Source organism: Corynebacterium jeikeium (assembly GCA_003955985.1).
GTDB classification, from domain to species: domain Bacteria; phylum Actinomycetota; class Actinomycetes; order Mycobacteriales; family Mycobacteriaceae; genus Corynebacterium; species Corynebacterium jeikeium_D.
In genome coordinates this window covers 1,205,620-1,229,177 of the sequence record CP033784.1, presented here as the reverse complement: position 1 = coordinate 1,229,177, position 23,558 = coordinate 1,205,620, and the positions used below count along the sequence as shown (strand labels likewise).

The window sequence follows — 23,558 nt, the reverse complement described above, 5'->3', positions numbered from 1 at the left end:
GGGCCCTTTTTATCTCATGGGCCCTTTCCGGATTCCTATGTTGTGTTGGTATTCGGTTGGGATAGCGTTGTCGTAGAAGGCTGGTCGTCCTGTTTCGTGGTCGGCTTTGTTGTGGTCTTCTGGGACAAGATCGTTGACTTTGGCGAGTTGATCTTGTCCGTAATTGCACTGCCTGGCGATCTTTAGCGGGTCGTCAGGCAGCTGCGTTTTCGAGTGCAGGTACCACTCGAGCATTTTGCGTTGGCGCTCCCCGGACCTGCCGCGATGCGCGTCGGCGATGCGTTTGAGCTGGGCGTTGACGCCGCCTTCCAGACTGTTGGTTGTTGATGCCCAGCGCTGTGGTTCGAGTGCTTCTGGTGGTGGCTGCAGGTAGGTAAACAGCCAGTTATTGCGCGATAGGTGCAGCAGTGAGTTGTATGCCTTGCGAACTCGCAGGTGGGTCCATTCCCACTGGTTGTTGAGGGTGCGGCGTTCTTTGGGGAGGGGTGTTTTTTCGTTGAGGAATGCTTTGAATACCTGTCCGAAGTCATGCAGGCGCAGCGTCCACTCCCGTGCCTGGTCGAGTGTGGTGATACGGGTCAGTTTCAACGCCAGGGCGTAGATAGCTTTGCCTGCGTCGGTGCGTGGACGGCTGGTGGTGTAGCGACGGACCACGCGTTGGGCATGGACAAGGCAGCGTTGGATGCGGGTGGTTGGCCAGCAGGTTTTGATTGCTGAGTAGGCGCCTTGGCCACCGTCGAGGACAACGCATAGTGGTGGGGCGATGTTTTTGAGTAGTTGGGTGTAGGCGTGGGCGGTTTCGCGTTGTGTCCAGTGCCATGCGATGACGTGGTCGTGGCTGGCTGCCACAAGTAAGCAGCCAGCGTCGGTGTAGGTGCCGTCGATGAAGATTTGGTCGTAGACCCGGTTGGGATCGGGGGTGTTAGGGACATCGATAAGCCACAATGAGGTGAACCGGCGGTCGAGTGTGCGCCGGGAGACATTCAAGGTGTCGGCCACCTTGGTTAAAGAAGCAGTGCCGGTGACGTAGGTGTGAAACGCTTTGAAATCCCGGGTGTGGGTCTGATCGGGGCGGTGTCGTGTTGTTGAGCATCCGCAGTCAGGGTTTTTGCATCGCCACCTGGTTGTCCCTTTGGTTGTGGTGCCGTTTTTCTTCATTTGCCCAGCGCATATAGGGCATCGGGGTCTGTTTGGAGTCACCCAGAAAGACAACCAGGCCCCTGTTACCACATGCAGGAGCCATTCCGGTGGATTGAGCAAGAAACGGGCCTGAATAAGGTCTGGAACCTTATATAAGCCCGTTTTATGCGGCCTGACCAGCAAATAGGCTGAAAATCAGACACACTTTTTGTCACTTAACCCGGAACTACCAGCCCGGTTTTGCTTATTTCATACGCTACTGCGGCATGCGCCAAGAGAGCTTTAGGCAACAGCGTCTATGTAGGCCTGCCGTACCAGTTCAGCAATTCGATTGAACTCGCCGCCGCGTACCGATGATGCGCGGTGAACCAGCCCAATGGTGCGTCCCGGCCGTGCCGGACCTTCGAATCGCGCAACAGCCAGGCCGGGACGGTCGGCCTCAATCTTGACAGCCGATTCCGGTACAAGCGACTGCCCCAACCCACCGGCAACACACTGCACGACGGTCGATAGAGAAGCCGCCCGTGTTTCCAAGCTGGAGGTCTCGCCGTGAACAGCATCGACCTTGCGACAAATATCCAACACTTGGTCGCGCAGGCAATGACCGTCGTCAAGCAGAAGCAAGTCCAAGTCTCTGATTGCCTCAAGCTTTACCTCTTCCTTACCTGCCAGCGGATGATCCTCTGGCACGACGATGTAGAACTCTTCGTCGTAGAGGTAGATCTCTTCAAAGGAAGGCACATCGGACGGCAGTGCCATGATGGCTGCATCAATGGTGCCGGAGCGAAGTGATTCGATGAGGCGCTCGGTCGGCTCTTCGACGATCCTAGGCTTTAGATCTGGCAGCTCGTCACGAACCAACTGGAGGAAGTTGGGCAGCACGTATGGAGCAACCGTAGGGATAACACCAATGGATAGTGGTCCGGACAAATCATCTGTACGGCCAGAGGCGCGAGCAACGATCTCGTCAACAATTTCAGATGCTTGGCGGGCATATGGAATCAGACCGCGACCGAGTGGCGTCACCAGCACTCGGCGAGTCGAACGCTCTACAAGCTGCACCCCCAGTCCCTGCTCAAGGGTGGAAAGCGCTTGTGACAGGCTGGGCTGTGAAATGCCGAGGCGGGCAGCGGCTTGACCGAAGTGACCGGTATCGGCAATCGCGACAAAGGCACGTAACTGAGGCAAAGTGGGCCGATAATCTCTATTACGCATACCTATAAGCCTACACGAGCTTATTAACTTTTTCCTCTTGACGGTTCGGGAATCCATAGGCATAATGGTGGGTGACCCCCAAAAGGAATACATTCAGGAGGATTCCATGGCAATTTTGACTGTTGGCGACAAGTTCCCCGAGTTTTCTCTGACCGCTCTGAAGGGCGGCAACCTGCGTGATGCAAACGCTTCTTCTCCGGATGACTACTTCGAGCAGGTAACCAATGAGTCCTACGAGGGTAAGTGGAAGGTCGTCTTCTTCTACCCGAAGGACTTCACCTTTGTCTGCCCGACTGAGATTGCTGCATTCGGCAAGCTGAATGAGGAATTCGAGGACCGTGACACCGTTATTCTCGGTGGCTCTGGCGACAACGAGTTCTCCCACTTCAACTGGCGTGCAACCCACGAGGAACTGCTGGACATCCCGTTCCCGATGTTCTCCGACATCCGCCATGACCTGATGCGTGCACTCGGCGTCGAGAACGCTGACGGTGTTGCAGACCGCGCAACCTTCATCATTGACCCGGACGGCATCATTCAGTTCGTTTCCGTTACCCCGGACGCTGTCGGTCGTAACGTTGACGAGGTTCTGCGTGTTCTCGACGCTCTTCAGTCTGAAGAGGTCTGCGCATGTAACTGGCAGAAGAATGACCCGACCAAGAACATCGACAAGATGGACGTTCTGAAGCAGGAGCTGAAGTAACTCATATGAGCATCGATAACCTTCGTTCCGGTCTACCGGAGTACGCCAAGGACATGAAGCTGAACCTTGGCACTCTCACCCGTTCTACGGAACTCTCCGAGCAGCAGCTGTGGGGTACCCTGCTTGCATCCGCTGCTGCCACCCGCAACGAGACCGTTTTCTCCGAGATCGCTGAGGAAGCCAAGGAGCACCTGTCTGACGAGGCTTTCGAGTCTGCGCTTGGTGCGGCCACCGTTATGGGCATGAACAACGTTGCTTACCGCACTCGCCACATGCTCGGTGATGACTACGCACAGGTCAAGTTCGGCCTGCGCATGAACATCATCTCCAATCCGGGTGTCGAGAAGGAAGACTTCGAGCTGTGGTCTCTGGCAGTTTCTGCCATCAACGGCTGTGAAGCTTGCGTGACTTCTCACGCAAAGGTCGTCCGCGATGCTGGTCTGACCAAGGAGCAGGTCTGGGAAGCTGTGAAGATTGCAGGCACCGTCTCTGGTGTTGCACAGGCTGTCTTCGCTGAGGCTACCCGCTAAATATTCAGAGCTTAGGTTCGGCTTTTGATAGCCGAACGCTCCCCCGCAGGATTACCTGCTGACGAAATAGCGCCCGAGGAACCAATTTTTATCGGTTCCTTGGGCGCTTTTTCTTGTACGTTTTTGGCTACTGCTGTGGCGGGTAATAACCCGGATTCTCCTGGGCTTCATTAACTACTCGACGGCCACCGATGAGCTGACGGTAGATATGTACTTGCACGAGGAGAGCAAGCGGGACTGTGTACAACATACCGATATAGAAGAGCATTGCACCTGCGGAAGAAACAATTGACGTCAGAATGAATGCAACGAGCATCGTCCAATACTGAGGCTTCACCAAGCGCCATGCGACGACCGGAGCCTCAAGTGCTGTTGCTCGACCATCAAAAACAAGAAGCGGCATAGTCGCTGTGATTGGCATGATGAAGATGGACAGCACAAGTACCAACAGGTAGCCGATGGGAATCATCGCAGCTGCAGCTTCACTGCCGTTGGCAGACAGGGATACTCCAGCGATGAAGAGCACCATCCCCGGAAGCATGGCGAGCAGCCCCACCAGGAACGTGACAATGTAGGCACCGATAAGAGATCCCCACCGGTTTACACGGAAGAAAGTACCGTAGCTCGGCACTCGGCCGTCGACAGCTTCGAATGCACCGCGCAGCATAAATGCCTGCATCGCGAACATGCCCACGGCAAATAGGAGTGCCATCGCGCCGAGAGTCGCGAACATTGACCCTAGATCCTCAAACGGAACATCGCCTGGATAGTTCGGCTCAAAGTCCGGATCGAAGTCACCAGTCGCAAAGAGAATTGCCGCTGCGCCAACAATCAGTGCGACTAGTACGGCGAAGAACGTCAGCATGATGCCAAGCCAGGAAGCAAAATTGCTGTTTAGACTACGAAACGCCGCGGAAAAGGCACTTCCAATGTCGACCTTCGTCGGCCCCTGTGCCACAGGCTTCACCGGCGGCTCATCGCCACCTGGCATGTTGACTCCGGGAGCAAGTGCACCGGCTGCAGAAGCCCCGCTGGACTGGTGCTGCCAGTAGCTCGAGTCCGCACCATAGGGTTGCCCGCCGTAACTATCGCGCGACTCGCCAGTTCCATAAGAAGGAATTTCGCCATAAGCCTGTTCACGGCCGTAAGTCTGATTCCACTGTGGCGAATCCTCTGGTCCACGCGGGCCATGTTGTGCGTCCGAATCGAACCCGTAAGGGTTGTAGTCCTGCGAACCATTGTTGGGAAAACCGTGACTCTGGGAGTCATAGTTATTGGACTCATTGTCCCGGCTGCCGTCACCGTAAGAATCGTTGTTGCTATATGGATCGTTTGAGGTATTCATGAAGCAAATTGCTCCTGCCAAATTGACGGATACATACAAATAACGCGCACAACGGACTATACGTGAGACAAGCCCTTGATGAGTTTTTAAAGGCCGAAGTATAAGTCACATTGTGCGCATGGACGTATTTAATTGGACGTTCTTACACGAGCTCCACCGCGGCGACTCCCTCGAACTCGTTCAGCGAATCACCGGCACCCAACGCGCTACCACGCACGATGATGTCATACTTGCCCGGCGCGACTCCTCCGGTCTCCCAAGTGACCTTGGCGGTGGTGTAATTACCGTCCTTGGCAAATTCAATGACAGTTGCCTGGTCCCAGTCGTCAGAAACGATCTCACCGCGGTCATTCTTGATGAGTAGGTAGCCGTCTTCCAGTCGCAAGTCGTTATTCGGATTTGCCGCGACGAATTGGGCAACGGCCTTCTGCCCTACCGTGACGCTTGCAGTCGATTCGAGCACGTCACCAAAATTCTTGCCCATTGGTGCGGAATCGATAATCTTTCCTCCTGCTGGCGACGGCGGGATGATGCCAGTGAGATCACCTGCAGCACTACCCGGGTCGACAGCCATGCCGTCGGCAAGCGCGTGGGCGAGATCGTGATAGATGGAGATCATCGCACTGAGCGTGTACTTGCCGAAAGCCGTCGCGCCGCCCTCGTAGTCCTGCTGATCGTATTCCTCTGGGGTAACGACGTAGTGTCCATAGCTGTTGGTGTAGCCCTGGCAGATGACAGTGTCGATTGGAACGCCGAGGACTTCGGCGACGTGCTGACGCATGCGGTAACCCGACATCGTGGTGGGTTCAAGGCCGTTGGTGATCAAGGTGAAGCCACCGATGCGGGTGATGGAGAACATATGGGTCTGCTGGAGAAGACCATCGATGTAGCCCACTGGCAGCAGGCACTCTTTCTCGCCCTGAATCTCCCCGATATTTTTCGGGAGTACGACGTTATTGAGCTGACGTACCCACGGTGTGCCTCCACGCTGGCCCTCGTTGAAACCTAGGGCTGGTTCGCCGCCGCCGTCCTCCTGGCTACTGGCTGCGAAGGCCGCACCGAGGATTGCAGGTCCAGTGCGGTGCGGCTGGCCGTCGGGCGTGAATTGGCCGTCAATGTCGACATCGCCGAGGTTGACCCACTTGTGGACGGTAGAGATTCCGCCTCCTGGCAGTGCAATGGTCTGACCCTGGGTAGCGTCAATCTGACGCTGACCGAGAATGCGGGCGGACTCTGCTTCGTCTCCGTTGCCGGGACCCGAATTTGGCACGAGCCCCATGTTCGGGCTGATGTCACCCGGGCACGACATGGTAAATGCGGCGACAAAGGGGGCATCGGCCGGCTCACGGTGGGTAACCCCGCGGTCGACCTCAACCTTCCATGCTGCATAGCCCTTGTTGTCGCCGTCGATGATGGTGTGCTCGGGGCCGAAGGTGGTCGGATGAATTCCATACCAGTTAATGAATCCGACTTCGCGACCACCGCGACTCACGTGCAGTGTATGGCTTTCCGGGTTGACTCCGTCGGGGAAAAGACGCTGTTCTTCCTCGGGGTTACGCCTGAATGCCTCCAGGGAGCGGTTAACACCCGCATCCTTGGCAATCCCCTTGGTCAGGTGGATAGTCGACGGCTGGTAATCAGCGTGTGCACGTTCAATAGCCTTGACCACACCGACGACCACAGCTTCGAAAGTGACGGGACGGAAACCGAGAGTAGTCAGGTCGACCATAAGATGGCCCGATGTACCACCCGGCGCGACATGCGTATGAGATGCGCAGATAAGCACGTTGCCCTCGTGGTAGAGGTCTCCGAAGAGAGCTCGCAGTCGCCGCAGAACTTCCATCTGGATGGACTGGAACATGAGCCCCATATCTGCGGTGACGTGGACGACACGGTTGTCGTTGTCATCACCGAAGATGAATGCACGCGCCATCTGGCGAAGACGCAGACCCGAGGTGGTCTGGTCCATGACCGCATACCCGTTCATGCCAGCGCCGAGTGGCTCGCCTGTCATGTCAGCCATTCCTCGACCGACATTCAAAGTGGTGGTCGAATTCCCCGCGGCGGCAGAAGCCCCGTTTGCAGGAGCGGCGTTTGCCTTTGATGCACCATTTACGGCAGGCATCATACTCGCAGCTGACACGGCAGTTGCTCCGACGAGGAAGCCTCGCCTGCCCACTTGGTACGGGGCGCGTGCGGTTGGTTCTGCCGAATTCGACGATGATGCCATCTGGGGATCGAGCATGTCACATCCTCTTCATATTTCTTTTTGAATATCAATATGTTGGACTTTAATCAGACAATCCCCTACGCGTGGCCTAATAAGCCAAAGTTCCCAAAATTCCCCCCGCGACAGCAGTAACCGATACGACATTCGCAAGGCAGTATCACTACCATGGACACAGTAGAATTTCGCAAGCTTTAGCGCGCTCCTCGCAGACACAACTTCAGAAAGGGCACCATGGCTCAGGCTGTCGGTTTTAACCGCGAAAAGTACATCGAAATGCAATCCGCTCATATTAAGAAGCGGCGCGCAGACATCGCAGGTGAAGGCGGCAAGCTCTATCTCGAAATGGGCGGCAAGCTATTTGATGACATGCATGCCTCGCGCGTGCTCCCCGGCTTCACGCCTGACAATAAAATCGCTATGCTCGATCGCCTCAAAGACGATCTGGAAATCATGGTGTGCATCAATGCCAAGGATTTGGAGCGCCACAAGGTCCGCGCTGACCTCGACATCACTTACGAAGACGATGTGCTGCGCCTCGTCGATGTCTTTCGTGAACGCGGGTTTCTAGTCGACAGCGTCGTCGTCACGCAGCTTTCCGACGACAACACCCTGGCAAAGAACTTCATTGAGCGCCTGCAGCGACTCGGATTGAGCGTAATCCGCCATCGCAATATCGAGGGCTACCCGACAAACACGGAGAAAATTGTCAGTGAAGCCGGCTTCGGGCTGAATGAATGGGCGCAAACGTCGCGGGACTTGGTCGTTGTTACAGCGCCGGGCCCGGGCTCTGGAAAGCTGGCGACCTGTCTATCGCAGATTTATCACGATCACAAACACGGAATTCGTTCCGGTTACGCAAAGTTTGAGACCTTCCCTATCTGGAACCTGGCACTCGAACACCCGGTAAATCTGGCCTACGAGGCGGCAACAGCTGATCTCGATGACATCAATCTCATCGACCCTTTTCATTTGGCCGCCTATGACACCAAGGTCACCAGCTATAACCGTGATGTCGAGGTCTTCCCACTGCTGCGCACTCTGTTGGAGAAGCTCGCGGGCGAGTCGCCGTACAAGTCACCGACCGACATGGGCGTCAATATGGCCGGTTACTGTATCGACGATGACGAAGTGTGCCGAGAGGCATCCAACCAGGAAATCGTTCGCCGTTACTACAAGGCTCTTGTCGACGAACACAAGAACAGCGCAGACGACGAAGTCTCACAGCGCATTGCCATGATTATGAGCAAGGCCAACGTGTCGACAGCCGCCCGCCGAGTCGTCGCACCAGCACTTGAAGTTGAGAAATCTACCGGGGCACCGGGTAGCGCAATCGAATTGCACGACGGCACAATCATCACGGGCAAGACTTCTGAACTACTCGGATGCTCAGCAGCAATGCTCCTCAACGCTCTCAAGAAGCTCGCCAATATCGACCCGGACTTGCACTTGCTCTCCCCAGCTGCCATTGAGCCAATTCAAACGCTTAAGACGCATCACCTGGGCAGCCGCAACCCCCGCTTACATACCGACGAGGTTCTTATCGCCCTTTCCGTGTCGGCGGCCACCAGCGACGATGCCCGCGCAGCCCTCGCCGAGCTGAAGAACCTTCGAAACTGCGATGTCCACACCACCACCATTCTGGGCAGCGTGGACGAAACAATTTTCCGCAACCTCGGTGTGCTAGTGACTTCGGAGCCTAAGTACCAGAAGAAGGCTCTCTATCAGAAGCACTAAGCCATACCAGCAGCTCACGCCGAAAATAGGATAACTGAGAGAGCAGACTAGAATAGTCCCCGTGAGCATCAGCAAGATTCTTCTGTACTACCAGTTCGCCCCACTGTCCGATCCGCGTGCCATCATGCTATGGCAGCGCGATCTTTGCGAGTCGTTAGGGCTCAAGGGCCGCATTCTGGTGTCCGAGCACGGCATCAATGGCACCGTCGGCGGTGATCTCGATGCCTGCAAGAAGTACATCAAGAAAACCAAGCAGTACCCCGCTTTTCACTCCATGCAGTTCAAGTGGAGCGAAGGCGGCGCTGATGACTTTCCAAAACTCTCCGTCAGGGTTCGCGACGAAATCGTCGCTTTCGGTGCTCCGGGTGAGCTGAAAGTCGATGTCGATGGTGTCATTGGCGGCGGCACACATTTGAAGCCGGAAGAGGTCAATAAACTGGTCGAGGAACGCGGCGACGATGTCATCTTCTTCGATGGCCGCAACGCAATGGAAGCCGAGATTGGCAAGTTTAAAAACGCTGTCGTCCCGGACGTAAAGACCACGCACGACTTCATCGACGAACTGGAATCCGGTAAGTACGACTGGATGAAGGACAAGCCGGTTATCTCCTACTGCACCGGCGGCATCCGCTGCGAGATCCTCTCCGCACTTATGAAGAACCGCGGTTTCGAAGAGGTCTACCAAATCGACGGCGGTATTGTGCGCTACGGCGAAAAGTTTGGCAATAAGGGGCTGTGGGAAGGCTCCCTATATGTCTTCGACAAGCGCATGCATATGGAGTTTGGCGATGGCATCGAAGACGAGGACTACGTACAGCTCGGGCACTGCGTCCACTGCGGCAAGCCCACAAACACCTTCCAGAACTGCATCAACGAAGATACCTGCCGTCGTCAGGTGCTTATTTGCGATGATTGCTGGGAGCACACCGAGACACAGCACTGTGGGCGCGAGGACTGCAAGGAAGTTGCCGAAGAGCTAGCAGCCGCAAAGTAGGACGCTCCCTGCTGCCATCGGACTATCTCGAGCACCTCTTAATCAGCACAGATGTGGGTTGTCTCCCCAGACGCGGCTAATCTAGTAGGCAACCATGAGTACTCCTAGCCGTTCTGATAAACCAGCTCCACGTGCCCAGTCGGGAAACCACCACTCCGGCCACCGCAATTCCGCCAGGCCACAGCGCTCTGGCAAACCTGCTAAGGACACGCGTAAAAAGGAGCTCTACCAGCTCGCTGATCAATTGCCGATTCGGGAGGCTCAGTCCTTCCGACGCCGGCTAAAGCGAGCATCCGCGCCGAAGGCGCTGTCTGCAATCTCTGCAGACCTCGACTTTGCGCTGGAGCGGTTAGAAGATCGTCGTAAAGCGATTCCTCGCATCACCTACCCTGCCCAGTTGCCGGTGTCCGCGCGCCGCGACGACATTGCAGAGGCAATTGAAAACAACCAGGTCGTCATTATTGCTGGTGAGACTGGCTCTGGTAAGACTACGCAGATCCCGAAGATATGCCTCGAACTGGGACGCGGCGTGCGGGGCAAGATTGGTCACACTCAGCCACGTCGTATTGCGGCGCGTTCCGTCGCGGAGCGCATCGCTCATGAGCTGGGCGAAAAGATTGGACAGCACGTCGGCTATGCAGTGCGTTTTGACGATCGCGTGGGCAAGGATACCTGCATCAAACTGATGACCGACGGTATCCTGCTGGCCGAAATTGGCCGCGACCGGCTGCTGCGCGAGTACGACACCATCATCATCGATGAGGCGCACGAGCGCAGCCTCAACATCGACTTCCTGCTGGGATATTTAAAGCATATTCTGCCGCAGCGTCCAGATCTGAAAATCATTATCACTTCCGCGACGATTGATCCGGAACGGTTCGCTCGTCATTTCGCGCCTGACGACGAGCACCCTGCGCCCATCATCGAGGTGTCAGGGCGCACCTACCCGGTGGAAATCCGCTATCGCCCGCTGGTGCGGACCGTTGTTGCGAAGAATGGGCAGGAAAAGGAAGTCGCCATCGAGCAGATCGATGGTGTTATCGCTGCGTGTGAAGAGCTGATGCGGCTTGGCGGCGGCGATATCCTGGTGTTCTTTTCGGGTGAGCGAGAGATCCGAGAAGCTGCCGAAGCCATCGAGGGCAAACACTGGAAAGGTGTAGAAGCCGTTCCACTATTCGGTCGGCTATCTAATGCAGAGCAGCATCTGATCTTCACTCCGCATTCCGGGCGTCGCATTGTGCTGGCGACCAACATTGCGGAAACGTCGCTGACGGTCCCTGGTATCGAGTATGTCGTCGATACTGGTACCGCACGCATTTCCCGCTACTCCACCCGCACGAAGGTGCAGCGCCTGCCAGTTGAGGACATCAGCCAGGCATCTGCGAATCAGCGCTCTGGACGCTGTGGCCGTGTAGCTGATGGTGTGGCGATTCGTCTCTACAGCGAAGAGGATTTTCTCTCGCGCCCCGAGTTTACGGATCCGGAGATTCTGCGCACCAATCTCGCTTCGGTTGTACTGCAAATGATTTCACTGCGGCTTGGCGCGATTGAGGACTTCCCCTTTGTCCAGCCACCAGAGCACAAAGCAATCCGCGATGGCATTAACCTGCTCACAGAGCTTCAGGCTATTACCACCACGTCGGGGTCTGATGCCCCCGAGCTGACGGACATCGGCCGACAAATTGCCCGTATCCCAGTCGACCCGCGTCTTGCCCGCATGCTGGTCGAAGGGTACGAGAACACCACTCTTGGGGCGGTAACCGTCATTGTCGCCGCTTTGTCTCTGCAGGATGTTCGCGAACGTCCACTGGAGTTCCAAGCTCAGGCAGATCAGCTACATGCCCGTTTTAAGGACACCACCAGCGACTTCAACTCCCTACTGAAGCTCTGGGAGTACCTGGAGGAAAAGCGTCGCGAGCTTAGCGGTAACCAATTCCGCAAGATGTGCAAGCGCGAGTACCTCCACTATCTGCGCGTTCGCGAGTGGCAGGACTTGGTGCGTCAGCTCCACCAGGCAACGGCCGAGCTGGGCTGGCATCTTTCGGCCCGCAGCTCAACCAACGGTGTCGACAATCCCGACGAGGTGGCAAAGTCACTGTTACCGGGTCTGTTATCGATGATTGGTACGCGCGAGGGCGAGGGCAAGGAATTTACTGGCACCCGCAACACTAAGTTCCTCATTCACCCCTCGTCCGCGTTGGCAAAGAAGCCGCCTCGCTGGGTGATGGCTGCGGAAATCGTCGAGACCTCGCGCACTTTTGCGCGCAACGTCGGCACGATTCAGCCGCAGTGGCTAGAGAAGGTAGCCCCTCATCTGCTCAAGCACCAGTACTCAAAGCCTCACTGGTCTACTAAGCGCGGTGCAGCGATGGCTTACCAGAAGTCGACGCTCTACGGCGTGCCCGTGGTGGTTGACCGTTTGATGCCTTATCACCGAGTCAATGCCGACGCCGCCCGCTCGATCTTCATTCGCTCTGCGCTTGTCGACGGCGAATGGAACACACATCACGAGTTCTTTAAGAACAATCAAGACAAACTTGCCGAAGCCGAGAAGATCGAGGAAAAGCAGCGTTCCCGCGGCATTGTCGTCGATGACGACGTGCTCTACGCGTTCTACGACTCCAAGCTGCCCGCCTCTATCACCACGGCCACCAATTTTGACCGCTGGTGGAAGAAAACTAAGCCCAAGCAGCCAAATCTACTGGACTTTGATCCCAATAAGCTGCTCAACCCCGAAGCCGGCGACATCGACGACAACGCCTTCCCCGAAATGTGGCAGCAGGGCTCGGTCGATTTCTCTCTGTCCTATAAATTCGAACCGGGCGCCCCTGATGACGGTGTGACTCTCCGTGTCCCCGTGCCTCTTCTTGCAGGTCTGCGTGAAGATGGCTTCGACTGGCAGGTACCAGGTCTTCGCGCTGAGCTCGCGGAAGCCTACATTCGCACTCTGCCGAAGGCACTGCGGAAGTCCGTTGTCCCCGCCCCGGATTTCGCACGCCGCGCGCTGGAGACGATGACTCCGTACTCAGGCCGCTTCGTCGATGTTTTTGCCGATGCTTTACGACGACTCGGAGGCTCGGGCATCAATGGTGCAGACTTTGCCCCTTCGAAGCTGCCAGCACACTTGCGCTTTAACTACGCAGTGGTCGACCGCCATGGAAAGATCGTCGATCAGAGCCGAGATCTTGCTGCGCTTCGAGACAAGCATGCCTCGACGGTCTCAACTGCTGTGTCGAAACGTTCGAAGTCTGCAGCACGCGAAGCTGTGAAAAAGTGGACTTCAGAGAACTTGGGCGCCGTCTCATTAACGGTCAAAAGTAATGTCGACGGTCAGTCCGTCACGATGTATCCGACGCTGGTGACCACCAAGGATGGCGTGGCCATTGAGGTCAAACCAACTAAGGCTCAGGCTGAGGCGACGTTGGCGACCACAAACTTGACAATGCTATTGCGGGATTGCCCAGTAAATGGTGCACAAATGACTAAGGGGCTTCCACTCCAGCAACGTGTTGGCGTGGACGCATGGCCACATGGGGGCGCCGATGGGCTTGTCGAGGACTGCCGTGTCGCAGTGATTCGCGACCGTATGATGGCTGCCGGCGGCCCGGTCCGCGATCCGAAGGAATTCGACAAACTACTCGAACACGTTCGTTCTGGAGTCGCCTCAGAGGTGCGCCAATTGGTCGTCGGCGTTGCCCAGGCAATGCCTCGTTATGTCTCGGTGGTAAATCAGCTAAACAAGTGGGAAGGCGATGCTATTGACGATATGCGTCGCCAGCTGGAGTTCATGTTCCCTAAGGGCGCTGTGGCAAGGCACGGTTGGCAGCACCTACGACATTTGCCACGTTATCTCCAAGCGATGGAGATTCGGCTTGAGGAAATGAACCGTGACCCGGACCGTGATGCCGAACGTGAAGATGAGGTGACTGAGGCCCGCGAATACTTGGCGGCAAAGCTTCAGCAGCTGCCTAAGGCACGTTCGAATTCCGCGGAGGTACGGGATATTCAGTGGCTCATTCAAGAGCTGCGCGTCAGCCTTTTCGCACAACGGCTGGGTACCGCCCAGAGCGTATCCCTGACTCGAATAAAGAAACGTGTGGATAAACTGCGTTAGTTCTTTTTAACCTCGTTGCCATTAGCCTGCGGTCCTTTCCCCTTGCGCATGCTGGCAATCTCTTGCGCGAAATCGTCCGCGGAGGAAAAGGACTTGTACACCGAAGCGAAGCGGAGATAGCCAACTTCGTCCAGTTCTTTGAGCGGCTCAAGGATGGCAAGGCCGATATCGTTTGAGTCCACCCGGGGCGTGCCTTTCTCGCGGAGGCTCTCCTCCACTTTTTGTGCAAGTTTCTTCAGCTGAGACTCTGATACTTCGCGCCCCTGGCACGCACGTCGAACACCCTGGATAACCTTTTCGCGGTTGAATTCCTCAGGGATTCCATCCCGTTTAACGACCATCAGCTGCGAGCGTTCAATCGTAGAAAAACGTTTGCCGCAATTCAGGCATTCCCTTCGGCGACGAATCCCCATACCGTTATCTATCAACCGTGAGTCCAAGACTCGTGTCTGATCATGATGACAAAACTGGCAATACACGGTCTCCAGTCTACGTCCCACCCCAACACCGGAAACTGGAATGATTATTGCGCGGAGTAGGAAGCGTACGTAGACGTAAAGGTGCTTTCGACCGCCTCACTTTGTCCCTGTTCAAAGACCATGCTGCCGAAAACTCCGAAGAAAGCACCAAGCCCTAGAGCCCATACCGCCATCAGGCGAGTCAGGTTAGTGCCTGCGGATACATCACTACGATTGGACTGCTGCGCCCTGCTAACGGATAGAGACGGACGCCCGTAGTTGACCGAGACATGACTGGGCCGCGACCTGTCCCTCCGCATTCGCGCCGATGAAGCCCCATTTCGATTGCGCTGTGCAATACGTGCACGCTGACCGGGCCGAACGATGTGCTGTGTGCAAGACGCACTACGTTCACCCCACACCAACGGGGCTTTCCGTGTCGTCCGAGCAGGGAGCTCGGAAACTTGAGAAAAGTCAATATCAGATGTGCTGCTAACACCAAGTGCGGTTGAAACCGTAGACATCATGTTTTCTCCCTTTCCAACGTTGACTCTCCCACCGTTGCCGGCCTGGAGAGAATAAGAGTTGTACGACCGTTTCCCGACGCTGTGGAGACTATGTCCAAGGGCGGATGCGGAGAATCCGTCTAGACCCTTTCATCAAACGACTGTTCGAGTAACTTGTCATGTTCGATTTATAACACCATGTTCGAATATTGTCTACTGCTATCCGGATTTATTTTCGATTTTCGACATCATCACCGCCTCCGAGCACGGATAATGTACACGTTTTCTAAAGAATTCAAGGGCGCACAGTGTTCGATGCTCGACGATTCGAACAGTTTTGAGTTATGATTCATTCGAAAGAGTTTGAGAAGGGATGTTCCATGGCTCAAAAGAAGAAAGCTAACCCTAAAACACTCACCGATCGGCAGCGTCGGATTCTTGACGTCATTTCGGATGCCGTCGTACTTCGCGGATACCCACCGAGCATTCGAGAAATTGGGGATGCTGTGGGCTTGAATTCCACCTCGTCGGTGGCATACCAACTCAAGGAGTTGGAGAAGAAGGGCTTTCTCCGCCGCGACCCACACAAACCCCGCGCGGTAAACGTAAGGGATTCGAAGTCCTCCGCTGGCACTTTCACTCCGGTAAAGCCTGGGCCAAAGGCTACTGGCACCACCCAAACTCCCGAGATGCCAGAGGACATGCCAGAGCCAATCTTCGTTCCTATCGTTGGACAGATTGCGGCTGGCAACCCTATTTTGGCGGAGCAGCATGTGGAAAGTCACATGGCACTTCCGATGGAGATTACGGGCTCTGGTCAGCTATACCTACTCAAGGTCGTGGGTGATTCCATGGTTGACGCGGGCATTCTCGACGGAGACTGGGTGGTAGTCCGTTCCCAAGACGTGGTCGAACAGGGAGATTTCGTTGCAGCCCTGTTTGAAGATGAAGCAACAGTCAAGGAATGGCACGAAGACGCTGCTGGCAAGTGGCTCATGCCCCATAATCGCGCCTTTGACCCACTCCCCGCGGAGCACGCCAAAATCCTCGGCAAGATTGTCAGCGTCCTACGCAGCCTCTAATTTCCCACATTTTCGTTGCCCGAAACAGACATAAACGGGCATACTGGGAACAGATAGTAAAGCTGAAATTTCTTAACAGCTAAGGAGCGGGGAATGTACGCAGAGGAACGCCGCCGGAAGATTGCGTCTTTGACAGCAGTCGAAGGGCGCGTGACGGTCGCTGATCTTGCGGAAGCTTTCGATGTCACAGCAGAGACGATTCGCCGTGACCTAGCTCAGTTGGATGCAGAGGGCGCAGTTCACCGCGTACACGGTGGCGCTGTGGCTACTCGTTCTTTTCAGACTGTTGAGTTTTCAGTTGCCGCTCGAAAGAACGCGCAAAAGGACGCGAAGCTCTCTATTGCCCGCTGTGCTGCGGATTTTCTGCCTGACTCTGGTGGTGGAATTTTTCTCGATGCTGGAACTACCACCGAGGCTCTTGCAGAGCTGATGGTCCACTCCCCTGATAACCGCCGTTGGTCGGTTGTCACAAACTCTCTTCCCAACGCCATCACACTCGCAGGATCGAACCGCATTGAGCTTCAACTCCTTGGCGGCCAAGTTCGCGTCATTACTCAGGCGGTTGCTGGCGATACGGCACTCCGCACTCTCGCGGTTATGCGTGCCGATGTCGCTTTCATTGGTTCTAATGCCTTGACAATTGACCACGGTCTTTCTACTGCTGATCCGCAGGAAGCGGCGGTAAAGCGCGCGATGATTACGAATGCGCGCAAGGTCATCGTTATGGCGGACTCGACGAAACTTGGCCGCGACTTTCTCGTCAGCTTTGCAGCATTGGAAGATATCGACGTCGTGATTACAGATTCCTCTGCCCCGGAACAGTTCGTCAACGATCTCAGGGAGCAAGGTGTCGAGGTTGTGGTTGCTTCATGATCCTGACCTTGACTGTAAATCCGTCAATCGATCGACTTGCTCGACTCGATACGGAGCTCAAGCGAGGTGGCGTGTTCCGCCTACCAATGGCTGAGGACATGGCTGGTGGCAAGGGAATTAATGTGTCCAAGGCGTTGCACTACGCCGGAGAAAAGACGCTCGCGCTCTACCCGGCATCGGACTCCGGAAAATTCACGCGCCTGTTGGAAGTCTCTGGCATACCCCATGAAGCCATCAACACGACTAACGAAGCCCGCGTTAATCTCACACTCGCAGAGCCAGATGGGACGACCACCAAGCTCAATTCCCCTGGCATGACATTGACGAAAGCGCACCGTAGGCGTGTCCTGGAGAAACTTATCCACCATGCTAAACACGCCACGTGGGTAGTTTTCGCAGGTTCATTGCCCCCTGGTGTCCCCAGGGATTTTTACGTTCAATGCACCGAGGCGGTGTATTCGGTCAACCCGAATATTCGTGTTGCTATGGATACGAGCGACGGCCCACTGACTGAGGTCGTTCGCGCATTTCCAAAGGTGCGACCTTTTTTGATGAAGCCGAACGCCTACGAACTTGGTCAAATCATTGATCAGGACGGCGAAGAACTTGAGGCCGCTGCAGCCGAAGGGAACTATCTTCCCGTAGCGCAGGCTGCTCGTGCGCTGAACGAGCTTGGCGTTTCCGAAGTCCTGGCCACTCTCGGCGAAGCAGGGGCGGTGCTTTCAGTGAAGTCAGGCGGTTGTTTCGCTGCTACCTCCCCCTCGATAGTCGCTCAGTCGACGGTCGGTGCTGGAGACTGTGCTTTGGCCGGCTACGTTATGTCCCGCGAACGCGGTGATAGCTACCAAGATGCACTAACCACCGCCGTAGCTTATGGGGCGGCGGCAACCAGTCTTCCCGGTACGACCATCCCCTATCCAGAACAGGTTCACCCCGAGGCCGGCCGGTTATGGCAGCTCGACACTTAGCTTTTCGATGCCTAGATAAGGAGCATTAGAAAACCATGTCTTCTTCGGCAGATTTTTCCGCTATTGCATCAGACCTAGCCGATGAGTCGACAGTGTTCCTTGACCTAGATATCGGTCCGCAAAAGGAGAAGATCCTTAACTATCTCATCGCTAAAGCTGTAGAGACCGGCCGCGCCACCGACAGCAACGGCATCGTCGCAGCAGCCCTCGAACGCGAAGAGAAGGCCCCGACAGGTCTGTCGGGAGGGATAGCCATCCCCCACTGCCGCCATGAGGACTGGTCGAAGCCGACCCTGATGTTTGCCCGCTTAACCAGCGCTACAGAATTCACCACACCAGATGGGCCGGCGGACCTGCTCTTTTTCATTGGTGTCCCATCTAGTAACAGCGATGTCCACGTCGATATTCTGGCCGCACTCGCAAAAGCACTTCGCGATAAGGGGTTTCGCGCAGCTCTTCGCGGTGCTGAAAGCGATGAAGAGACTGCCCGGATCATTAGCGAGCACGTCACCAAAGCGCCTCGTCGGAAAGCGAAAAAACCTCCGGCGAAGACCAATATCGTCGCCATCACGGCCTGCCCCACGGGCATCGCACACACTTATTTGGCAGCCGAAGCGCTTACTGGCGCGGCAGAAAGCATGTCTGATGTCACACTAACTGTAGAGACGCAGGGCTCGGCAGGAACCCAGGAAGCCCCCGCAGAGGCAATTGCCCGGGCCGACGTGCTAGTAATCGCAGCCGATATTGGGGTTACGGGGCTTAAGCGCTTCAGCGATAAACCACAGGTCAAAGTGCCAATTCGTAAGGCAGTCAATGAACCTACTGCGGTTATTGAACAAGCGAAGGCAAAAGCAGAACAATCACGGGTTCGCGCCTACGACCGAAAGGCGCCGCAACCTAAGGATGACCACGACAAGGAGGCCGGTCCGCAAACCGGTACTACCGGCGCGGACCCTTCATCTGAGAGGGTACAAGCAACTACCAAGGTGGGGGCACATAAATCATCCTTAGGCGGTGACAAAGCCTTCGGACACTGGGTTCGTGATGCCATTATGACCGGTGTCAGCTATATGGTGCCGTTCGTGGCCGCATCGGGGTTGTTGATTGCGCTGGGATTCCTCGTCGGCGGTCATCAGGTTGGTGTAGTAGCTGACGCCGTGACTAGGGATTTGCGGCTGCCGGAGATTATCGGACTCGATGCCCCGATTGCTGTGCCGACAAAAGATCTCGGCACCGTGCTAATTGATCGTAGTGGGCTGTGGCTGTATCTCGGCTCGGCGCTTTTTGCCATTGGCAACCACGGCATGCAGGTCATTGTGGCTGTAATGAGTGCTTATATCGCCTTTGGCATGGCTGGCAGAGCCGGCATTGCACCAGGCTTTATTGGCGGTGCCATCGCGGTCACGGTTGGCGCCGGCTTCCTTGGGGGCCTGGTGACAGGCATCCTGGCGGGACTAGTTGTAGCCCTACTGTTGAGGATGAAAGTCCCGGACTGGCTGCGACCGCTGATGCCGGTTGTCGTGATTCCTATGCTCGGAGCTATGGCCGTTGGGCTCACCATGTACCTGCTGCTCGGGATGCCGCTGGCTTGGCTGATGACGGCTCTGCAGCAGTGGCTGCAATCACTGGATACGACGGCGGCGTTCCTGTTCGGTGGTCTTCTCGGCGCAATGATGTGCGTGGATATGGGCGGAATGATCAACAAGGCTGCTTATCTTTTTGCCGTCGCAAACATCGCCTCAGCAGATCCCGCATCATGGAAGGTCATGGCCGCTGTGATGGCGGCGGGCATGGTACCTCCATTGGCTACATCTCTGGCAGTTGTGCTCCGACCAAAGCTGTTCAGTTCGGCGGAGCGTCAAAACGGCAAAGCGGGCTGGGTGCTCGGTGCGGCCTTCATTTCAGAGGGAGTAATTCCCTTCGCCGCCGCAGATCCGCTACGTGTGATTCCGCCGATTGTGATTGGCGGTGCCGTCACCGGTGGCACCTCAATGGCTTTGGGTGCGGCCACACGTGTTCCGCACGGAGGTATTTTTGTGCTGTTTGCAATCGACAACCCTGTCGCATGGCTTACTGCAATCGTCTTGGGCAGCATAGTGGCAGCAATTCTCGTTGTGGCAGCTAAAAGCCTGTGGCCGCGGCAAGTCAGCACCGATAATCAAAACCTAGAAGCGGACGTTTCAGCGGAAGCGTAGTTTTTACCGCACCGGCTGGTTTATCCCAACGAGCATTTCTACGATTTTCAGCAAACATTCCCCAACCCATCCGGGCAACCTATTAAGCTCAGAAATGGCATCGAGGAAATCGAGAAGCAGAAAGGCAGGATGCCGCTCGCATGGTTACTCAACATGTCCACGTCGGCTCCAAGGTGGGTATTCATGCCCGCCCTGCAACGGTCATCGCTGAGCGTGCCTCCCGTTTTCAGGAAGAAATTCTGGTCGAGCTCCTTGACTCAGACGAGCCCGACAACGAACCGGCCGATGCTTCATCCTCGTTGATGCTCATGGCACTCGGTGCCGAATTCGGCGATGAAGTCACTGTGACCAGTAGCAACGCGGTTGCGGTAGAGAAAATCGCCGAACTCATCGCCCAAGATCTGAGCGATTAAAAGCAATCAGCTTAACGACGAAACATTGTGGCAACGGTCACGTGGTTCCGTCGTTAAGCATTCGTGCGAGATTCTGCCCTGGACGGGTGGCCTACGAGCGGTTCTCGCCGATGCGGTTGTAGAGCCAGTTCAAAATTGGATAGCCGATAATAATGCCGACCGACCCCCAAGCAATACCCTCCAGCGTCAGCGAACCAGTGTCGAGGGTGAGGTTGCCGATACCCGCGATCAGCGCGGTAGCGGCAGCGGTGAGATTAACCGGGTTGTTGAAGTCGACCTTTTCGTCCATCCAGATGCGCACACCGAGCAAACCGATTAGGCCGTAGAGCACCATCGTTGCCCCACCGAGCACGCCGGTAGGAATGGTCAAGATGAGTGCGCCGAACTTTGGAATGAAAGCCAGTGCAATGGCGGTGAAAGCTGCCACCCAGTAAGCTGCGGTCGAATAGACACGGGTAGCGGCCATAACACCGATATTTTCAGCGTAGGTAGTGGTACCAGAACCACCAGCTGAACCGGCGATGGTGGTGGCTAGACCGTCTGCAATAAGAGCATCGCCAGCGATGTCATCGAGGTTTCGGCCGGTCATGGCAGCAACAGCCTTGACGTGACCGACATTCTCTGCGATGAGTACTACGATGACGGGCAGACCAATCAGCATCGCATTGAAGTGGAACTCCGGCGCGTGGAATGCGGGCAGACCAATCCAGGCGGCATTGCCGACAGTTTCTGTAGCCTCGGGCGAGAGATTTCCAGTGGCAGCGGCGAAGACCCAGCCGATTAGTACGCCGATAAGGACACCCAGACGGCTGACCATACCGCGGCCAGCGACGGTTGCGAAGACAATGGATGCCATCGTGACAAATGCGACCAACGGCTGAGTGGCGAAGTTCTCCGTGGCGGCAGGCGCCAGGTTAAGTCCGATGAGAGCGACGATGGCACCGGTTACTGCAGGTGGCATCACTGCATCGAGGACACGCTTGCCGGCGAACTTTACAACGCAGCCAACGAGCATGAGCGCGATGCCGGCGCAGAGCACGACACCGAGCTGAACACCAATACCCTGCGCCTGTGTCGCGGTCAGTGGTGCGATGAAGGCAAACGACGAGCCCAGGTAAGAGGGCAAGCGGTTTCGGGTGATTAGCAGGAAGACAATCGTGCCGATACCCGAGAACAGCAGTGTGGTATTGACTGGGAAACCAGTCAATAGCGGCACCAGAAGAGTTGCACCAAACATGGCAATGACGTGCTGTGCGCCAATGCCAATTGTGCGAGGCCAATCGAGGCGTTCGTTGGGAGCCACCACGGCTCCCGGTGCAATCTTTCGACCGTCACCGTGAATATCCCAACCGAAAAGACGGCCACGTTCGGCGTTTTCAGCAGGCGGATTTGCGGAGGTTCCCTGTTGGGTCTCCGCGTCAGAAGTAGAATTCATGGTTGTAATGCTAGTGGATGCCCACCGCAGTTCCCGCTACGGTTCGAAGTGGTATGCCGACAGTTCATCCGCGAGGCTAGTGGGCAAACGCACGTCCATCTGGGTGCCTTGCTCCGTCCATGTTTCCGACAGCACGGTCGCATCTTCGTGGAGCATGGAGACAATATTGCCCTTGTCATAGGGGATCAACATGTGAACGTGAGACTCCAGCTCATTGAGAGCAAGCTCGAGTCGGGTCTCCAGTTCACCAATCCCCTCACCCGTTCGCGCAGAGACAAATATCGCATCATCGAGCTGGTGGCGTAGCTGGGCCAGAGTGATGCCATCGGCCTTGTCAACCTTGTTGACTACCAACAGTTCGGGCGGAATCTCGGCGTTTTCTTCCTCCGCGATTTCGTTGATGACTTTGTTGACAGCCTTAATCTGCTCCAGCGGGAATGGGTCAGAGGAGTCTACGACGTGCATGATGACGTCGGCTTCGAGTACCTCTTCCAAGGTCGAGCGAAAAGCTTCAATGAGCTGCGTCGGCAAGTGACGCACAAATCCGACCGTATCGGTCATAATCACCGTGCGACCGTCGCGAAGCTTGGTGCGACGAGTCGTCGGATCTAGCGTTGCAAACAGCGCGTCCTCCACCAGCACACCAGCGCCTGTCAGTGCGTTGAGCAACGAAGACTTCCCCGCGTTGGTGTATCCGACAATTGCCACGCGCGGCAGGTGACCAGCCTTACGACGTGCGCGCTTAATCTCACGCGCAGTTTTCATGCCAGCCAATTCCTTGCGAATCCGCGCCATATCTTGGCGTAGTCGCTGACGATCGGTTTCAATCTTAGTTTCACCTGGACCACGCAGACCCACGCCGCCGTTGGAGCCCGCGCGACCACCAGCCTGACGCGACAGGTTGCCACCCCAACCGCGCAGACGCGTGTACAGATACTGCATCTGGGCCAGCGAAACCTGCGCCTTGCCCTCCTTGGACTTCGCGTGCTGAGCGAAGATATCCAGAATCAGCATGGTGCGGTCAATAACCTTGGCGTCAAGCCGGTCCTCCAGCGCCACCAATTGGCCAGGAGACAGCTCACCGTCGCAAATAACTGTATCTGCGCCGGTAGAGGCGACAATATCGCGAAGCTCGTTAAGCTTGCCAGATCCCACGTACGTACCAGGGTCTGGCTTATCGCGGCGCTGCAGCACCATCTCTAAAACGTCCGAACCTGCAGTCTCCGCCAGCGCAGCGAGTTCATCCATCGCCACTTCGGCTTCCTGTAGGGTCCCGGATGTCCAGACACCGAGCAGCACAACGCGTTCCAGTCGGAGCTGACGGTACTCGACCATCACCTCTTCAGACTCAGTATGCGCTACTGACCTGGTCAGCCGGCGCAGAGAGGATCGCGCCTCCAGATCCAAGTCACCGACGGTAGGTTCCCTTTGCGTGCCGACGTTCGTCGCGAACGCATCCCCGGAGGCACTATCGGCGCTTTTGTCAGCATCATTAGCGTCGATGAAAAAATCGTCCATCTCGTGCGAGGTGCTGGCTTGCTGCGACATTTCGTCGCTGACCTCATCAAAGCTGTTGGAAAAATTCGTCATACTAGCTGCTATTGTCGCATGACAAGCCAAATT

17 protein-coding genes are annotated in these 23,558 nt (G+C 56.1%); 10 read left to right on the top strand and 7 right to left on the bottom strand.

Going from position 1 to position 23,558, the window contains the following annotated elements; translation table 11 throughout:
• Positions 1-9: 9 nt before the first annotated feature.
• Together EGX79_05410 and EGX79_05405 are read right to left on the bottom strand one after the other, a co-directional pair.
• Positions 10-1,260 (bottom strand): IS1249 family transposase, encoded by a 1,251-nt coding sequence (locus EGX79_05410; protein ID AYX82741.1) that lies wholly within the window; start codon positions 1,258-1,260, stop codon positions 10-12.
• A 162-nt stretch (positions 1,261-1,422) separates the two neighbouring features.
• Positions 1,423-2,355, bottom strand: coding sequence for a hydrogen peroxide-inducible genes activator (locus EGX79_05405; GenBank protein ID AYX81664.1), 933 nt, complete (start codon positions 2,353-2,355; stop codon positions 1,423-1,425).
• A gap of 106 nt (positions 2,356-2,461) precedes the next feature.
• On the opposite strand from EGX79_05405, the gene EGX79_05400 reads away from it, so the two are divergent.
• Entirely contained in the window at positions 2,462-3,058 is a 597-nt protein-coding gene (locus EGX79_05400; protein AYX82740.1) for a peroxiredoxin, read from the top strand.
• Between the two features lie 5 nt (positions 3,059-3,063).
• Complete coding sequence (locus tag EGX79_05395) at positions 3,064-3,588, top strand: alkyl hydroperoxide reductase (GenBank protein ID AYX81663.1); 525 nt, start codon at positions 3,064-3,066, stop codon at positions 3,586-3,588.
• A gap of 127 nt (positions 3,589-3,715) precedes the next feature.
• Here EGX79_05395 and EGX79_05390 read toward each other — a convergent pair whose 3' ends face one another.
• A complete protein-coding gene (locus EGX79_05390) occupies positions 3,716-4,933 on the bottom strand; it encodes a hypothetical protein (protein ID AYX81662.1) in 1,218 nt (405 codons plus the stop codon).
• 142 nt (positions 4,934-5,075) lie between these two features.
• A complete protein-coding gene (locus EGX79_05385; protein ID AYX81661.1) occupies positions 5,076-7,178 on the bottom strand; it encodes an N-acylsphingosine amidohydrolase in 2,103 nt (700 codons plus the stop codon).
• Between the two features lie 216 nt (positions 7,179-7,394).
• On the opposite strand from EGX79_05385, the gene EGX79_05380 reads away from it, so the two are divergent.
• The 3 genes from EGX79_05380 to hrpA all read left to right on the top strand — a co-directional run bounded on the left by EGX79_05380 (position 7,395) and on the right by hrpA (position 14,005).
• Positions 7,395-8,897 (top strand): DUF1846 domain-containing protein, encoded by a 1,503-nt coding sequence (locus EGX79_05380; GenBank protein ID AYX81660.1) that lies wholly within the window; start codon positions 7,395-7,397, stop codon positions 8,895-8,897.
• 61 nt (positions 8,898-8,958) lie between these two features.
• Positions 8,959-9,891, top strand: a complete 933-nt coding sequence (locus tag EGX79_05375) for a rhodanese-related sulfurtransferase (GenBank protein AYX81659.1) — start codon at positions 8,959-8,961, stop codon at positions 9,889-9,891.
• A gap of 94 nt (positions 9,892-9,985) precedes the next feature.
• Positions 9,986-14,005, top strand: coding sequence for an ATP-dependent RNA helicase HrpA (gene hrpA, locus EGX79_05370; GenBank protein AYX81658.1), 4,020 nt, complete (start codon positions 9,986-9,988; stop codon positions 14,003-14,005).
• Here the strand turns inward: hrpA and nrdR are convergent.
• A complete protein-coding gene (gene nrdR, locus EGX79_05365; GenBank protein AYX81657.1) occupies positions 14,002-14,484 on the bottom strand; it encodes a transcriptional repressor NrdR in 483 nt (160 codons plus the stop codon). The two genes, hrpA and nrdR, sit on opposite strands and share 4 nt — an antisense overlap.
• Positions 14,485-15,349: 865 nt before the next feature.
• Between nrdR and lexA the strand changes: the two genes are divergently transcribed.
• The 5 genes from lexA to EGX79_05340 all read left to right on the top strand — a co-directional run bounded on the left by lexA (position 15,350) and on the right by EGX79_05340 (position 20,500).
• Entirely contained in the window at positions 15,350-16,051 is a 702-nt protein-coding gene (gene lexA, locus EGX79_05360) for a transcriptional repressor LexA (protein AYX81656.1), read from the top strand.
• A 93-nt stretch (positions 16,052-16,144) separates the two neighbouring features.
• Entirely contained in the window at positions 16,145-16,924 is a 780-nt protein-coding gene (locus tag EGX79_05355) for a DeoR/GlpR transcriptional regulator (protein ID AYX81655.1), read from the top strand.
• Positions 16,921-17,892 (top strand): 1-phosphofructokinase family hexose kinase, encoded by a 972-nt coding sequence (locus tag EGX79_05350; protein ID AYX81654.1) that lies wholly within the window; start codon positions 16,921-16,923, stop codon positions 17,890-17,892. Before EGX79_05355 ends, EGX79_05350 begins: the two co-directional genes overlap by 4 nt.
• Positions 17,893-17,927: 35 nt before the next feature.
• Complete coding sequence (locus tag EGX79_05345) at positions 17,928-20,087, top strand: PTS lactose transporter subunit IIC (GenBank protein ID AYX81653.1); 2,160 nt, start codon at positions 17,928-17,930, stop codon at positions 20,085-20,087.
• A 140-nt stretch (positions 20,088-20,227) separates the two neighbouring features.
• On the top strand, positions 20,228-20,500 hold the full coding sequence (locus EGX79_05340; GenBank protein AYX81652.1) for an HPr family phosphocarrier protein: 273 nt from the start codon (positions 20,228-20,230) through the stop codon (positions 20,498-20,500).
• Between the two features lie 91 nt (positions 20,501-20,591).
• Here EGX79_05340 and EGX79_05335 read toward each other — a convergent pair whose 3' ends face one another.
• Positions 20,592-21,842, bottom strand: a complete 1,251-nt coding sequence (locus EGX79_05335; protein AYX82739.1) for a nitrate reductase — start codon at positions 21,840-21,842, stop codon at positions 20,592-20,594.
• Positions 21,843-21,971: 129 nt separating this feature from the next.
• Positions 21,972-23,453, bottom strand: coding sequence for a GTPase HflX (gene hflX, locus EGX79_05330; GenBank protein AYX82738.1), 1,482 nt, complete (start codon positions 23,451-23,453; stop codon positions 21,972-21,974).
• Between the last annotated feature and the right edge of the window lie 105 nt (positions 23,454-23,558).

Coding starts and splice junctions, on each gene's coding strand:
- hrpA (AYX81658.1), top strand. CDS start 9,986: ATGAGTACTCCTAGCCGTTCTGATAAACCAGCTCCACGTGCCCAGTCG.
- EGX79_05380 (AYX81660.1), top strand. CDS start 7,395: ATGGCTCAGGCTGTCGGTTTTAACCGCGAAAAGTACATCGAAATGCAA.
- lexA (AYX81656.1), top strand. CDS start 15,350: ATGGCTCAAAAGAAGAAAGCTAACCCTAAAACACTCACCGATCGGCAG.
- EGX79_05400 (AYX82740.1), top strand. CDS start 2,462: ATGGCAATTTTGACTGTTGGCGACAAGTTCCCCGAGTTTTCTCTGACC.
- hflX (AYX82738.1), bottom strand. CDS start 23,453: ATGGACGATTTTTTCATCGACGCTAATGATGCTGACAAAAGCGCCGAT.
- EGX79_05355 (AYX81655.1), top strand. CDS start 16,145: ATGTACGCAGAGGAACGCCGCCGGAAGATTGCGTCTTTGACAGCAGTC.
- EGX79_05345 (AYX81653.1), top strand. CDS start 17,928: ATGTCTTCTTCGGCAGATTTTTCCGCTATTGCATCAGACCTAGCCGAT.
- EGX79_05405 (AYX81664.1), bottom strand. CDS start 2,355: ATGCGTAATAGAGATTATCGGCCCACTTTGCCTCAGTTACGTGCCTTT.
- EGX79_05390 (AYX81662.1), bottom strand. CDS start 4,933: ATGAATACCTCAAACGATCCATATAGCAACAACGATTCTTACGGTGAC.
- EGX79_05350 (AYX81654.1), top strand. CDS start 16,921: ATGATCCTGACCTTGACTGTAAATCCGTCAATCGATCGACTTGCTCGA.
- EGX79_05395 (AYX81663.1), top strand. CDS start 3,064: ATGAGCATCGATAACCTTCGTTCCGGTCTACCGGAGTACGCCAAGGAC.
- EGX79_05385 (AYX81661.1), bottom strand. CDS start 7,178: ATGCTCGATCCCCAGATGGCATCATCGTCGAATTCGGCAGAACCAACC.
- EGX79_05340 (AYX81652.1), top strand. CDS start 20,228: ATGGTTACTCAACATGTCCACGTCGGCTCCAAGGTGGGTATTCATGCC.